The organism is Barnesiella propionica (assembly GCF_025567045.1).
GTDB classification, from domain to species: domain Bacteria; phylum Bacteroidota; class Bacteroidia; order Bacteroidales; family Barnesiellaceae; genus Barnesiella_B; species Barnesiella_B propionica.
In genome coordinates, this window is record NZ_JAOQJK010000010.1 from 47,537 (window position 1) to 62,575 (window position 15,039).

Annotated in this window: 14 protein-coding genes; 5 read left to right on the top strand and 9 right to left on the bottom strand. The window is 41.1% G+C overall.

Annotation, left to right across the window (positions count from 1 at the left end; genetic code table 11):
• Positions 1-22 precede the first annotated feature (22 nt).
• Both OCV73_RS12495 and OCV73_RS12500 read right to left on the bottom strand, forming a co-directional pair.
• Positions 23-1,699 carry an endonuclease gene (locus OCV73_RS12495; RefSeq protein ID WP_147552695.1) on the bottom strand — a complete coding sequence of 559 codons (1,677 nt, stop codon included), beginning with the start codon at positions 1,697-1,699 and terminating at the stop codon, positions 23-25.
• A 218-nt stretch (positions 1,700-1,917) separates the two neighbouring features.
• Positions 1,918-2,928, bottom strand: coding sequence for a uroporphyrinogen decarboxylase family protein (locus OCV73_RS12500; protein WP_147552697.1), 1,011 nt, complete (start codon positions 2,926-2,928; stop codon positions 1,918-1,920).
• A gap of 450 nt (positions 2,929-3,378) precedes the next feature.
• Here OCV73_RS12500 and OCV73_RS12505 point away from each other — a divergent pair, with 450 nt between their 5' ends.
• The 3 genes from OCV73_RS12505 to OCV73_RS12515 all read left to right on the top strand — a co-directional run bounded on the left by OCV73_RS12505 (position 3,379) and on the right by OCV73_RS12515 (position 5,364).
• A complete protein-coding gene (locus OCV73_RS12505; protein WP_147552699.1) occupies positions 3,379-3,951 on the top strand; it encodes an RsmD family RNA methyltransferase in 573 nt (190 codons plus the stop codon).
• Positions 3,938-4,855 (top strand): DMT family transporter, encoded by a 918-nt coding sequence (locus tag OCV73_RS12510; RefSeq protein WP_147552700.1) that lies wholly within the window; start codon positions 3,938-3,940, stop codon positions 4,853-4,855. Before OCV73_RS12505 ends, OCV73_RS12510 begins: the two co-directional genes overlap by 14 nt.
• Positions 4,856-5,118: 263 nt before the next feature.
• A complete protein-coding gene (locus OCV73_RS12515) occupies positions 5,119-5,364 on the top strand; it encodes an RNA recognition motif domain-containing protein (protein WP_147552702.1) in 246 nt (81 codons plus the stop codon).
• Positions 5,365-5,438: 74 nt separating this feature from the next.
• On the opposite strand, the gene OCV73_RS12520 is transcribed toward OCV73_RS12515, so the two are convergent.
• The 7 genes from OCV73_RS12520 to OCV73_RS12550 form a co-directional block, all read right to left on the bottom strand.
• Positions 5,439-6,608 carry a TolC family protein gene (locus tag OCV73_RS12520; RefSeq protein WP_147552704.1) on the bottom strand — a complete coding sequence of 390 codons (1,170 nt, stop codon included), beginning with the start codon at positions 6,606-6,608 and terminating at the stop codon, positions 5,439-5,441.
• Entirely contained in the window at positions 6,605-9,697 is a 3,093-nt protein-coding gene (locus tag OCV73_RS12525) for an efflux RND transporter permease subunit (protein ID WP_147552706.1), read from the bottom strand. The genes OCV73_RS12520 and OCV73_RS12525 overlap by 4 nt, the downstream gene beginning before the upstream one ends.
• Before the next feature lie 17 nt (positions 9,698-9,714).
• Entirely contained in the window at positions 9,715-10,917 is a 1,203-nt protein-coding gene (locus tag OCV73_RS12530) for an efflux RND transporter periplasmic adaptor subunit (protein ID WP_147552708.1), read from the bottom strand.
• An 87-nt stretch (positions 10,918-11,004) separates the two neighbouring features.
• On the bottom strand, positions 11,005-11,397 hold the full coding sequence (locus OCV73_RS12535; protein ID WP_147552710.1) for a DUF6769 family protein: 393 nt from the start codon (positions 11,395-11,397) through the stop codon (positions 11,005-11,007).
• 110 nt (positions 11,398-11,507) lie between these two features.
• A complete protein-coding gene (locus OCV73_RS12540; protein WP_147552712.1) occupies positions 11,508-11,942 on the bottom strand; it encodes an RNA-binding S4 domain-containing protein in 435 nt (144 codons plus the stop codon).
• 1 nt (position 11,943) lies between these two features.
• Positions 11,944-12,507 carry an aminoacyl-tRNA hydrolase gene (gene pth / locus OCV73_RS12545; RefSeq protein WP_147552714.1) on the bottom strand — a complete coding sequence of 188 codons (564 nt, stop codon included), beginning with the start codon at positions 12,505-12,507 and terminating at the stop codon, positions 11,944-11,946.
• A 10-nt stretch (positions 12,508-12,517) separates the two neighbouring features.
• Complete coding sequence (locus OCV73_RS12550; protein WP_147552715.1) at positions 12,518-13,165, bottom strand: 50S ribosomal protein L25/general stress protein Ctc; 648 nt, start codon at positions 13,163-13,165, stop codon at positions 12,518-12,520.
• A 235-nt stretch (positions 13,166-13,400) separates the two neighbouring features.
• On the opposite strand from OCV73_RS12550, the gene galE reads away from it, so the two are divergent.
• Positions 13,401-14,435, top strand: coding sequence for a UDP-glucose 4-epimerase GalE (gene galE / locus OCV73_RS12555; protein WP_147552717.1), 1,035 nt, complete (start codon positions 13,401-13,403; stop codon positions 14,433-14,435).
• 166 nt (positions 14,436-14,601) lie between these two features.
• Positions 14,602-15,012, top strand: a complete 411-nt coding sequence (locus OCV73_RS12560) for a Fur family transcriptional regulator (protein ID WP_147552719.1) — start codon at positions 14,602-14,604, stop codon at positions 15,010-15,012.
• Positions 15,013-15,039: the final 27 nt, after the last annotated feature.

Sequence of the window (15,039 nt, forward strand, 5' to 3'; positions counted from 1 at the left end):
TATTTCTCCTTTTACAGACAATCTATCTGCAAATTACCTTCTCGGAAAAAACACGTCCGCCGGCACATACCGCCTTCACCAGATACAATCCCGCCGGAAGGCTAATCCCGGAAACACCCGCAACACCACGTCCTTCATATAAAAGTTCTCCTCCTATGCCGTAGATAGACACACGTTCCACTTTCTCCGGAGCACTTATCCGCAAAGTTCCATTACCATCAAACCATATATGAATATCTGCATTTTCACCCGGAATAGTCCCCACTTCCAAAGACTTCCGGCTTACATTCAAAGAAAGATTCTTTATTTGCCAGGTAGCACTTTCGCTATCGGTACTCAAATATTTAAACGCAATAAAAACCTTTCCTTGCCCGTTCAGTTCCGATGGTAAAACAATCTCCGGTGCAGCCCAATCATTCCAACTGGTTCCGGACGAATACTTCGGTACAGGTATCTGTATCCATTCTTCCGGACGTATTTCACCACTCCGGGAATATGAAACAGAATACCACAGCGTATGATTATCTTTCATATTCGCTACACTTCCTTTATTACACACATGCATGAATTTAAGAGTAGCTGATACCACATCGGAAAAATCCATAGGCGGAGATATCAGCCAGTCTTCGTTACTAATGGAATGTCCCAGATAGCCTGACATCTGCGCACCATAACCGGAGGTATATTTCCAACCCTGCTCCCCTGTTACAGACACCGGCTGAAACGGGAGTAACGATGTCATAAAAGTAGTCGACAATAAAACATCTCCTTCAACCGGAGCATCCGGCAGTACAGGCAATATTCCGTCAAAAGCACCCGACTTTGCAGTCTTATCCAACAAAAAAGGCCTCATAATGCTATCCCCCCAAATATATTCGGCCAAATTAGGAAAATCGATGAACGGGTTACGGTTATGCTGGATAGCATAGACTGCGTTATTACGGTCTATCTCTTTTTGTGATACGGGATCTTCCCGGCTCCACTTCAGCAATAACCGCTGTGCACCTACCGTGAAGACCGGATACGTATCTTTTTGCAGCATGGATCTGGTTCCCACCGAACGCCAGCGGTTGCTGAGATTCTCATAACAAGTTACCATATACATGTACATACGGGCAAAATCACCCTTATATTCATCGTCCGGCTCAAAAACAGTATTCTCTTCATATCCCATAAAAGATTTTCCGGGTCCGACTTTAGAAACATAATTATTAAACGGCAAAATATCTCCATTATCATTATAAGGAATATCGCCTTCTACCTCACCCAGCGCATAATTGCCTTTCGCCGTATTGGCGGCAACATTGGAAGGGGATAAATGATGAAGATCCTGATAAGCCTTTACATTACCTACATAAATGTCGGAAGTTTCGTCCGACACTCCCCACCAGCTTTTCGGAAGTGAATGTTCTATATTCACACCGTATGTATTAGGGTAATAAAGTTTCACATCGGAATACATATCCCATACGCGGCCATCCCCGTAATTATCGGTCTTGACGAACTGTGTAGCCAGGCAGCCGGCTCCCCAGCCATACGGCAGAACATCGCACGGCTCGGATATGATTTGATGAAATGCAGTTTTCAATTCATCCATTTTCTTTCCATGGGTATTTACATAATAAGAAACCGGTATTTGTGCAAAAGTTCCTATATATCCGAAGAATAATACAGCTAAAAAAAAGTAATTTTTTTTCATAATAAAGAATTTAAATTAGCAACAATTTACTTCAACAGCACCAGCAATATCCTGTACGATAATACATTCCCATTTTTCAAATATAGGAAATAATTTTTATTTTCTTATTTTTATTTATAAATATAATATATTCAATACATTTTCACTTTCGTAATAATCACAAACCAGTATATATTATACAAGGCTGAATATCAAAAACTTATTTATCATACTAAATGTCAATAGACCTTGGAAACAGATCTCAAGAAATCCATATTTTCAGAAGGGGTAGCAGGCGGAATTTCACATCCTCCCATCACAATCCAATTTTCCCGGGGGATATTGTTCTTTATTTGCAAATATTTTTCCTCGATAAGTTCTTTATTCCCCTCCATTATGACAGAGACCGGATCAAGATTACCACATATCATCACCCCGTCTCCCATTATGTTATAGGCTTCAACAGGGTCGACCATCCAGTCGATATCCAAAATATCGACTCCGGTTCGAGCCAGAGAAGGCAGTATATGGGTGATGTTACCACAAATATGAACCTTGACGATTGCCCCGGAATCATGTATAAAGTCAAATAATTCTTGATGTAGTGGCAGACAAAATTCATCATACATCTCTTTCGAGATCTGGGAACATACAGCATCCCCCACTCCCATGATATTAGAACCGGCCCTAATCTGCGCCAAAGCAAAGTCTTTAGCAGTGACCAAGCACTTTTGTAATATCTTTTTTACCATATCGGGTTCCATCATCATATTAAGCATCGTCTCCGATACGCCGCACAGATCGGCAGTTTCGGCCAGCGGCCCTTCAACCCATCCGATTACCGGAAATTTTTCACCCAATAATTGTCTGTAATATTTCACTCCGTTTATCCTGTCCATCGTCCGTTCACACGCATATACATCAGGATTAACTAATTTATCGACATCTTCGGGACACCTTATCAATTTTTCCGCTTTCGGGGAATTATCCCCATCGAACGTTATTTTAGCTCCAAATGCAGAAGTTTCCCGATAAGGATCGGATATTACACTAACCGCATCATGATCGTACATTTCCAGGCATTTCATATTCGATTCTACCAATATCCTGTAATCGGTCATAAAATCGGTATAACTCCTGCCGAATAGTTTTGCGGCATACATCATTAATATAGGATGAAAATATACCCTGCCATCATGAGTTTTGGATGTCTGTAAAAACTCATGTGTTCTTCTAAGTTTGTCATTCATAAAAAAATCTCCTTTCCTCCATCGGATTTAATAATACAATTAATAATAAAAAAGCTATTCTAACCGGTCTGGGAAACGGAACCGGCAATTTCACGGCCGAATTGTAATTACCGAAGAAACAGCTTTCAACATTATCATAAGATCAAGAACATAATTAATTCATACCGGTGAAAAACAAAGATAAAATAAAGCACTCAGGAAAACATATCGGTAAATTGCAAAAAACTATACCCTGTTTGCATTTAAAACTATGACTATCAAAGTATTCCAGCAGACCAACAATAACAAGCATTCATTGCCAGCGATCCTTATGTGCTTAACCAAAAAGACAAAGCAAGAACCATATGAAATTCCATTTAGATAATTATTCTATTTTTTCACATCAGTACACGCGACTAAATGCCTATTTTTATCTAAGTTTGCAGTACAGAACAGCCAATTCAGTATAATATGAGAATCATAAGCGGAAAATACGGCCGTCGGCGTTTTGATGTTCCTACCAATATCAAAGCACGCCCAACAACAGATTTTGCCCGGGAAAATATATTCAACGTCCTGGAAAATTATATTTCTTTTGAAGGGCTCACGGCACTGGACCTATTCGCAGGTACGGGGGCCGTCAGTTTCGAACTGTTGTCGCGCGATTGCCGAAAAGTAATCTGTGTAGAAGCCCACAGCATACAATACAATTTCATTCGTAAAGTCATGCAACAGCTGGGAGACAAGAATCTGGTTCCCGTTAAAGGAGATGTTTTCAAGTTCATTCCCTCCTGCCGCGAACAATTCGATTTTATTTTTGCCGATCCCCCTTATGACCTTCCGGAGTTAGAAACTATTCCCTCTCTGGTATTCAAAGCCGGACTACTAAAGCCTGATGGTATATTTGTCCTTGAACATTCCAGGAATAATGATTTTTCCAGTCTGGCCCAATTTGACCAACAGCGCGTTTACGGCAGTGTCAATTTCAGTTTATTCCGGAATATCTGTAACGAAAAAAAAGAGGATACAAATGCCGGGGAATAAACTAAAAGGCTTCACAGCCGGAATTATCAGTTCCGCTGCATTCGGTTTCATTCCTTTATTCAGTATTCCGGTAAGAAGTACAGGTATGGTTCCCAACACCATGATATTTTACCGATTTCTCTTTGCCGCTTGCGCCCTGGCTATACTGATGTTGATAAAAAAAGAATCATTCCGTCTGCAGAAAAGAGAAATTCCTTCCCTCGGAATACTATGTATGTTCTATTGTTTTTCTTCCGTACTTTTGTTATGGGGATATGATTTTATGCCCAGTGGTATTGCTACTACTATACATTTCCTGTATCCGGTCATCGTAACACTGGTTATGATTGGTTTCTTCCACGAGAGAGGTTCCCTCGTTACATATGCGGCAGTGGCTCTTGCCGTAGCCGGCGTTTACTTACTTTCGGCTTTCTCGGAAACTTCACCGTTCGATCTTTTCGGATTCACTATCGTTTTTTTATCGGGTGTAGCTTACGCCCTATATATCGTAGGAGTTAAACAAACCCGGGTCCGTATGATGACCGGAATGAAGCTAACCTTTTACGTAATGTCGCTCGGTGCTATCGTATTTCTGATCACAACATCCGTACGAGACACATTCATGTGGATACCCGATACACATTCCTGGTTCAACCTGGTTATGCTGGCCATTATACCTACCGTAGTTTCAAACCTGGCACTGGTTTACGCCATACGCCACATAGGTTCTACATTGACGTCGGTTTTAGGAGCCATGGAACCTTTAACAGCCGTTTGCATAGGCATAATCGTTTTCAGCGATCCTTTCACTGCCCCTATCGCTTTCGGTATATTAGCGATCATCACAGCGGTCAGCCTTATCATCCTTTCCCGTCCATTAGAGAAGACCATACGACAATTAATTATCAAAAAGAAAGCTCTATAACAGGGGCTAAATGTTTCTTTTCATACTTTCAACCATCCATTTAACTTTTATTGTGAGCACACCAAAAAATAAATGACAAAACATGACCGAATATTCGATTTTTATACCGTCCTTTGAAAAATAAACAAAAGACGCTTGTCTTGTTCTTTATCTTCTGTACTACAATACCGGGGTTCTACCGGAGTTTATTATCGACGAACTGATCATTACAAACTACCTTGTTTCAAATTATTTTATTTAATTACATTTACAAATTTCTTTTTATGAACATTTACATTGGCAACCTTAGCTATAACGTTAAGGAATCGGATCTCCACCAGGTAATGCAAGATTACGGTACAGTAGAATCAACAAAACTTATCATTGACCGCGAAACACGTCGCTCAAAAGGCTTCGCTTTCGTAGTAATGCCAAACGACGAAGAAGCACGTAACGCTATTCGCGAACTGAACGGTGCAGAATATGCAGGACGTCAGATGATCGTGAAAGAAGCTATTTCCCGGAACTAATCCGATAAGAAATTATAAAAAAGAAGAGGCCGGTAATAATTACCGGCCTCTTCTTTTATTACTCTCTCAATACATTATAATTCAAAACGCAGCAATCTGGCCATTTGTTTTTGATACTGGTTTTCCAGATTGATACGGGTATCCATAACTTCATATATCTGAGTCGCATCGACAAAAAAATCGACCAGAGAGATATTTCCCGCCTTCAATGCTTTCGTCAATAACGAAAGATTATTTTGCTCTCCCAGTACCTCTACATATTCTTCCTGAGATGTTTTCAACGCAAGTGCCTCATTATAATTACTACGAAATTCCTGGAGAAGCCGGGATTTTGTATTATCCGTCCTCAAATCGGTAAAGACAGCCTGAGAACGGGCAATTTTTACCTGTTTCCTGTTCGAGAAAAGCGGAATAGAAACTCCCACGGTAAATCCGTTGAACTTCATTCCTTCTTCATTAGCGAACCGATAACCAGCAGCAAGTTTAGGCCACCACTGGGATTTGCTTAAAGAAAGTTGCCGGTCGGCAAGATATTGCTCTCCCTTTAAAAGCTTCATCTCCGGATCGTTTTCCAATACACGGGCAAAAAGTTCATCGAAATTCCGGGGAAATTCAACAGCCGGATAAGCCGACGAGGTAAAAGAAATATCTTCATCTCCGTTCAGTGTACGCAGCTCTCGTAATTTATTCTGTAAATTCGATAGCAACATACGCCTTTGCGTTTTCACATTCAATAACTCCAGTTTCACCTTATTAGTTTCCAAAATATTGGCATCACCTTGCTGTAACCGTTTAGTGTAAAACGCTGAAAGCTCTTCAGCTATTTTCTGACGCTCGTCCCAAAGTTCCAGTTTCTGGTTCAGGCTAATAATATCCAGACACACCTCTTTTGCCTGCAACAATATCTGCTGGCGTAAAGCTGCATATTGATTATCATATAATGATGATTTCAACCCCATCATTTTATGACGATTGAAATATACGGTGGGAAAATCAAATTCCTGTGTAACAGAGAAATCCATCTTAATCTCCGAATTACGCCCCCACAGATGCCCGTACTCAACCATAGGATCTTCCAGCCTATTCATAGTAGAGACCTCCAGTTTCTGAGACTGAAGCTGTTGTTCCCCAGCTTTCATTTCTTTATTATGGGAGGCGACGCTACTTAATACATCTTCTATTGTCTGGGCTTCCGCCATACTGGAGAACAGACTTATTATCAGAATTAATCTTAAAATTTTCATGCTTCCTCTTTTTTACGGTTCATAATCAAATAAACAACAGGCACAACGAAAGCGTTCAGGAAAGTAGACGTTATAAGTCCTCCGAGAATCACCTTTGCCATGGGGCTTTGTATCTCATTACCAGGCAGATCTCCCGATAAGGCCAGTGGTATTAAAGCCAAAGCAGAAGAAAGCGCCGTCATTAAGATAGGATTCAACCTATCCAGAGAACCTTTTATAATAGTTTCCCGGAGCGAAAGTCCTTGTTCTCCGAGATAATTATAATGAGACACAAGCAACATACCATTACGCGTGGCGATACCGAACAAAGAAATAAAACCTATGATGGCCGGTATACTGACTTCTCCTGTAGTAAAGCGCAACATAAACACACCTCCTATAAGGGCAAGAGGGAGATTGAGCAGAATAACACCTGCCTCCTTCGCATTACGGAACTGATTATATAGCAACAGAAATATCACCAGTATCGACATCACAGAAGTAAGCATAAGCGTACGAGAAGCAGCCGCTTCGCTCTCGAATTGTCCTCCGTACTGAATAAAATAACCTTCCGGCAACTGTACCTCTTCATTTACTTTCTTCTGTATATCATTTACGACACTTCTCAAATCCCGGTCCCCGACATTGGCCGAAATAACTATCTTTCTCTTTACATTCTCCCTGTTGATCGTATTGGGACCGGTAGAAGATACCACATCCGCCACATAATACAACGGTATCTTGCCTTCCTGACTGTCAATCATAAGATTCCGTATTTTATCGGCACTCGTACGATCTTCATCCTTCACTTTTACTGTGAGATCGAAGGCGCGACCGTCCTCATATACCTGAGAGACAACCTCTCCAGCCAGGGCGACATCCACAAATTCCGCAAATTCAGGTACGGTAATTCCATACTTCGCCAGCATCTCTCGCTTCGGATTAATTTTCAACTGAGGACGCTCTATCTGCTGTTCCACATTCAAATCCACTACTCCGTCGATACCACCAATGGATTTTTTTATCTGATTTCCGATCATAAACATACGGTTCAGATCATCTCCGAAAAGCTTTATTGCTATTTTAGCTTGTGTTCCCGACAGCATAGCATCTATACGGTGGGATATAGGTTGTCCTATCTCGACATTCACACCGGGGAGCATAGACATTTTATTTCGTATATCAGCCATTACCTCGGAATGAGAACGATCCTTCAATTCGAAAGGAGCTTCAATTTCCGACACGTTTACTCCCAAAGCATGTTCGTCAAGCTCGGCGCGACCGGTCTTACGGGCTACTGTCTTTATTTCGGGTATCTGCAAAAGTAATTCCTCGGCCCTGCGTCCCACCTGGTCGCTTTCTTCCAGAGAAATACCGGGAAGAGTACTTACATTTATCGTAAAAGACCCCTCATTAAACGAAGGCAGGAAACTACGGCCTAAAGTAAAGAATACTCCTAAAGCCACAATAAAAAGAGCAAGAGTACCACCTATTACCAACTTGCGATGAGACAGGGTCCAATTCAAGGAACGCAAATAAACACCCTTCAAATTTCGAGCTAACCAAGGCTCGCGCGCCAGCTTCTTTTCCTCCTTTTCTTTACCTCCCAGTAAATAACTACACAACACGGGGGTAAGAGTAAGCGCAACAATAGTAGAAGCAATCAAAGCGATAATAAAAGCGACTCCCAAAGGCATGAGCATACGGCCTTCCATCCCTGTCAGGAAAAATAAAGGAACGAAACTCACAATAATAATCAAAGTAGAATTAAGAATCGGCATACGCACTTCTTTAGATGCCTCAAATACGACATCTATCGTTTTCTTTCGTTCTTCTGGAGGTAACAATTTATTCTCCTTTAACCTCCGGTAAACATTCTCCACATCCACGATAGCATCGTCTACCAGCGAACCTATGGCAATAGCCATTCCGCCGAGGCTCATCGTATTGATGGTAAGTCCCATAAAGTGAAGCGTAAGAATAGAGACCAATAATGATAAAGGCAAAGCTACCAGCGAAATAAGCGTGGTACGCAGATTCATTAAAAAGAAAAAAAGCACGATCACTACAAAGATAGCTCCTTCGAACAATGATTTCTGTACATTATCAATCGAACTGTCTATAAAATGAGACTGGCGGAAAATATCCGTAGAGATATTTACGTCCGGAGGAAGACTCCTCTGTAGTTCGTCTACCGAAGCAATCAGCTTGTCGGTAAGTTCTATCGTTCCTGTATTCGGCTGTTTCGTAACAGTCACCAATACGGCCGGTTTTCCCCGCTCCGAAGCGACCCCTAATTTAGGAGCCTTATTTCCAATATGTATGTCGGCGACATCTTCAAGTAACACGGGGACTCCATCCACACGTTTTACAACCGCTTTGGCAAAATCCTGAACTTTATTGGTAGAAACAACTCCTCTTACTATATATTCATTACCATATTCGTAAAGGACACCTCCGTTAGCGTTCCGGTTCATTCCGCGGGCTGTGGCCATAATCTCTTCGACCGTTACATTATAATGTTTCATACGGGCCAGGTCAAGAGATATCTGGTACTCTTTCATTTCACCCCCTATTACCGTAACTTGGGCAACGCCTCCCGTAGATAAAAGACGGGGACGGATAGTCCAATCGGCCAAAGTACGCAACTCCTGTAAAGAGGTGCTGTCCGAAGTAAGACCCAGGATCATAACCTCTCCTAATATAGAGGATTGCGGACCCAATGTGGGAGTTCCCACACCGGCAGGCAAACTTTCTCCCAATACCGCTAATTTCTCGGAAGTTATCTGACGTGCCTTGTAAATATCGGTACCCCAGTCAAACTCTACCCATACTACGGAGAATCCCGTAGTTGAAGAAGATCGTACGCGCCGTACATCTGTAGCTCCGTTCAGAGCCGTTTCAACCGGGAATGTTACAAGCCGTTCCACCTCTTCGGGAGCCATTCCGGAAGCTTCGGTCATCACCACTACCGTAGGGGCATTCAGGTCCGGGAACACATCCACTTCCATATTCATGGAAGTATAAGTGCCGGCAAACAACAGCAATATAGAAACTACCAGCACCACCAGGCGGTTATGAAGCGAATATCTTATTATTTTGTTCAGCATAATATCTCCTTTCCGGCTTAGTGATTATGTGTATGACCCTCGGGAATAACACCGCTGTTCGCAGCCAGTTTCACCTGGTAGACACCTTTGGTCACTACTTCGTCCCCAGGTTTCAAGCCGGAAAGTATCTGTACATTTTTTCCGTCGGAAGCACCTAATGTCACTTCCTGTTTTCTATAGCCTTCTTTATCCAGCCTCAGATAAACAAAATACAACCCTTGCTCCTCGCTAAGGGATGATACCGGAACTTTCAATACATTTTTTAAAGGAGATGCTATCAGATAGACCTCCACATATGAGCCCGGAATAACCTCTCCTTTGTTATCAAACTCGAAAGTCACCGGAATATAGAATGAGCCCGACGAAGACTTGCCGTAAGTAAGTAATCGCCCGTTCAGCTTTTTTAAATCATAAACTTTACTATCATACGGAGTTTTAAAATTAGCCGAAATCAAAGAAGGTAACGATTTATAATAGCGCTCCGAAACTTCGGCACGCAGCTGCAATTTTCGGTTTTGGGATAAAACAGCAAGTGGCTGACCTACTTCCACATAATCGCCCTCCTTTACCAGACAGCTTTTTACAAATCCGTTCATCGTTGCCGAAACAGCCGCACCGGATTGCATATTCCTGCCTATTGCCTGATAAGCCATACGGGCAGTTTCATATTCCTGGTATATACGGTTAAATTCCTTTTCCGAGATGATTTTATCTTTTACCAGTTCTTCGGCACGTTGATAATCTTTTCGGGCCGTCTCATAATTAATGCGGGCTTTCTCCACAGGATCACCCTCTGCCAATCCTTTTCCCGATATAACAAATAACACAGAACCTTTCTGGACTGCCGTACCATCAGCTAAAACTTTTTTCCCGAACGAAACCACTCCCGAAACAGGAGCCACCAATGTCGATTCGTCTCCCTGCGCAGCCAGAATCTGACCGGAACATTTAATAACTTCGCTGAAATCTTCTGGAACCATCTTTTTTGTAGTAAGTCCTATCGACTCCGCTTCCCCTTGTTTCAGTATAATTTCTTCGGAACGAGCATATTCCTCACTTTCATGTTCCAGCGCATGCCCGGCCCCTTCTTCATTCTCATGATCATGAGTTTCATGATCGTGAACGTGAACATGTTCCGGTTTTACCGGAGAAGAAGTCCCGTTACATCCTGTCAACAGAATATAAGTACAAATTATTATAATAAAAAATATATTTTTCATGTTGCATAATTAAAAACAGACAAACAGAACTTTTTTTCAAAAGCTCCAAAATAAAAAACACGACTCCCTTTAAAGGAGTCTCATACTTTATGCAACAAAACAGGGAGGTGCCCTCAATCCGGCACTACAGGTTAGTAATATGCTATGGAGCCGTTCCAGATAATACGGTCCGGAACCCGTTGTTTTCAATATATCGGGAACTATTTCCGGAAAAAAAGACAACAAGGACGTAAGCACGACCGGCATCATCTTAATAACATGGTGATTCAAAGAAGAAGCATCAACAGAGCTTAATTTCACCAAACAATTATCGGTACAACCTTTGCCATCCGGTTCATCTTTCTCGGCACTATGTTCATTCATTGAAAAGAGTAAACAGATATGCCCATCTTCATGATGATGATGAGGAAGAACTGTAGATACCACGATCATACTTGTGGCAAAAACCAGAAGAATTATGTACAGTCTTTTTAAATACATTTCTGTTTCAATGAAATACAAAGATAATCAGCAATATGAATTGTTCACACAGATAGCCATCAGACCGATGTTATTTTAATTTATTTTAAACTATCAAAACAAAAAAGCGACTATTCATCGCTTTCTTCAAAATCAAAATCGAAATCGAATCCATCATCATAAAATTCTTCTTCCGTAAATCTTTTCATCTCCCGGGCATCTCGTTTTGTAGGACGTCCAAGCCCTTTCTGACGTTTTACAAACCCTCCTATTTTTGTTAATTCCAGTAATTCATACTGGTCGGGAGTAGTCACATTCTCCAAATAACCGGGAACCAATTTCGCCCCCATCCGGTTCTCAGCCAAGGCGATAACCCGGAAAGAATAAGTCACCGGAGGTTTCCTCACCTGTATGATATCGCCAACCTTCACTGTACGGGAAGGTTTTACCGTAACATTATCGATAGAAATCCTTCCTTTCTTGCACGCTTCAGTAGCGATGGTCCGGGTCTTAAAAATACGGGTAGCCCACATCCACTTGTCAATTCTCACTTCTTCTTTTGCCATATCACTTATTATTGAACTGATTCATAGTCAACTGAATCCCTGCCAGACAAAAACTTTTTATCATTTCTTCGGCACGTTCTAATTTGGAAGGAAGCTCCGACTCTTGTTCAGGAGGAAAACATCCCAGCACATAATCCACTTGCCCTCCGCGCGGGAAATCATTGCCGATGCCAAACCTTAAACGAGCATAATTATCTGTTCCCAGAATTTGCTGAATATGTTTTAATCCGTTATGTCCTGCATCGCTCCCTCTGGGTTTCAGGCGTAACATACCGAAGGGGAGTGCCAGATCATCCACGACTACCAGTAAATTCTCAACCGGAATATTCTCTTTTTGCAGCCAGTAACGTACCGCATTACCACTAAGGTTCATGTATGTAGAAGGTTTCAAAAGCAATAGTGTACGTCCTTTTATCTTCAATTCACACGTAGCCCCGTATCTGCCATCTGTAAAAACAAGATTGGACGCCTTAGCTAAAGCGTCCAACACTCTGAATCCTATGTTGTGCCGGGTATTTTCGTACTCAGGTCCGATATTCCCCAACCCTACAATCAAATATTTCATTTAATTCCGATTAGTTACCTTTAGCCTGGGCACCTCTTGCAGCACGCGTCAAATTAACGGCACATACAACTGCATTCTTGGCATTCATCAGTTCAAGGCCTTCAAAATGAAGATCGCCTACCTGCATAGTTTTACCCAATCCCAAGTTATCGATATTTATTACCAGTCTTTCAGGTATATTAGTATAAACGGCTTTTACTTTCAATTTCTTCATAGAAAGGCTCAACTTACCACCGGCTCTCACACCTTCGGAGTGACCTTCCAAAGCAACGGGAACTTCCATTACCACAGGTTTTTCTTCGTTCACTTCCAGAAAATCCATATGCAAAATAGAATCGTTTACCGGATGGAACTGAATGTCTTTAAGAACAGCCATTACTTTTTTATCTCCTATAGTAAGCTCCACGGCATAGATATCAGGTGTATAAACCAATTTACGCACTGAATCTTTAGAAACAGTAAAGTCGGTTACAATGATACCTTTGTTGTTTTCCATTTCAACCAGTTTCTCTCCGGCATTCAATTTACCTTTAAAAGGCAACTCTACAATTTGTCCGCCATTAAGAACGGCAGGAATCAAAGACTGTTTACGTAACTCTCTTACTGCTTTTTTACCCAAATCGGTTCTGGGAGTACCTTCAAGTTTAAATGTTTTCATTTTGTTTTGTTTTTGTGTTACTCAAAATTAAGTTATCAGTTTCGCTCCTTAATTTCCCATCACACGGAATTTTAAAGCGGTGCAAAGTTATAACTTTTTTTTCTCAACGCAAATATTTCTCTGTAAATGTGCAGAATGACCGGTATATGTCCATGATTTTTTGCATTAAATCCATAGGACGGTTTGATTTATTTATCTACTTTTGTCCAGAATTCATTTATTAAATCGCATATCTATGAAAGGAAAGATTTTGGTTACCGGCGGTGTTGGATATATAGGCTCTCATACCACCGTTGAATTACAGAACGCAGGTTATGAAGTCGTAATTGTAGACGACTTATCTAACTCCAACATCGGCGTTCTCGACGGAATTGAACACATCACAGGAAAACGTCCCGTATTCGTACAACTTGACATCACAAATAAAGAAGGTTTAAAAAAGGTATTTGAAGAAAATCCCGGAATACAGGGAATCATCAATTTTGCCGCCAGCAAAGCTGTAGGAGAATCGGTGAAAAAACCGTTACTTTATTATCGTAACAACCTTGTTTCTCTCATCAATCTGTTGGAACTGATGCCTGAATTCGGAGTAAAAGGTTTTGTATTCTCATCCTCCTGCACTGTTTACGGACAACCCGACGTTCTTCCGGTAGATGAAAAAGCGCCTATCAAACCCGCCATGTCCCCTTACGGCAATACAAAGCAAATTTGTGAAGAAATCATCCAGGACACCATCCATGCAAATGCACCATTCCAATCAATTATACTTCGTTATTTCAATCCCATCGGATCACATCCTACAGCAGAAATAGGAGAGTTACCCAATGGAGTTCCCCAGAACCTGATACCGTTCCTCACTCAAACTGCAATAGGCATACGTCCAGAATTAAGTGTATTCGGTGACGATTATAATACGCCTGACGGTTCCTGCATACGCGACTATATCAACGTGGTAGATCTTGCAAAAGCACACGTTATTGCTGTAGACCGTATGATACAAGGAAAATCAAAAAAGAATGTAGAGATATTCAATCTGGGAACAGGAAAAGGACTTTCCGTATTGGAACTTATACATGCTTTTGAAAAGACTACCGGAGTTAAAGTTCCTCATAAAATCGTAGACCGCCGTGAAGGAGATATCGAACAAGTATGGGCAAATCCTGAATGGGCCAACAATGAACTCGGATGGACGGCAAAAGAAACCATTGAAGACACGTTGGCTTCGGCGTGGAAATGGCAGTTGAAATTACGGGAAAAAGGAATTATGTAAAATACATAAAGAAAAAAACAGATAAAAAGTCACTGAAAATTTCAGTGACTTTTTTATTCACTCATTATCAAAATCATAATAACTTATCCGAGATTTTTATTTGAAATTATTTTTATATTAGAATTATTCTAATTAACTTTGCCGAACAAAATAATAAAACGACAAAATGACTATTCAGGAAATAAAGGAAATATTTCATCAGAAAGGATTAAAAACAACCCCTCAGCGAATTGCCGTTTATTATGCTCTCTCGGAATTGAAGCATCCATGTGCCGAAGATGTCTTGAAACATGTACGTGAAACACATCCCACTGTGACAACCGGTACTATATATAATGTTTTGGACAGTCTTGTAAAAACCGGACTTATAACAAAAGTACATACCGACGACAACAAAATGTATTTCGACTGGGACACGAGTGAGCATCAGCACCTTTATTTCGAAGATACCCAGCACATAGCAGATTACCGGGACCCGGGACTTAACCAGATGATCCGGGAATATTTCGACACACATCATATACCCGGATTCCGAATGAAAGAGATAAAAATACAAATCGTAGGTACAAAAAAATAGATATAAACACAATTGTATAACCAATCA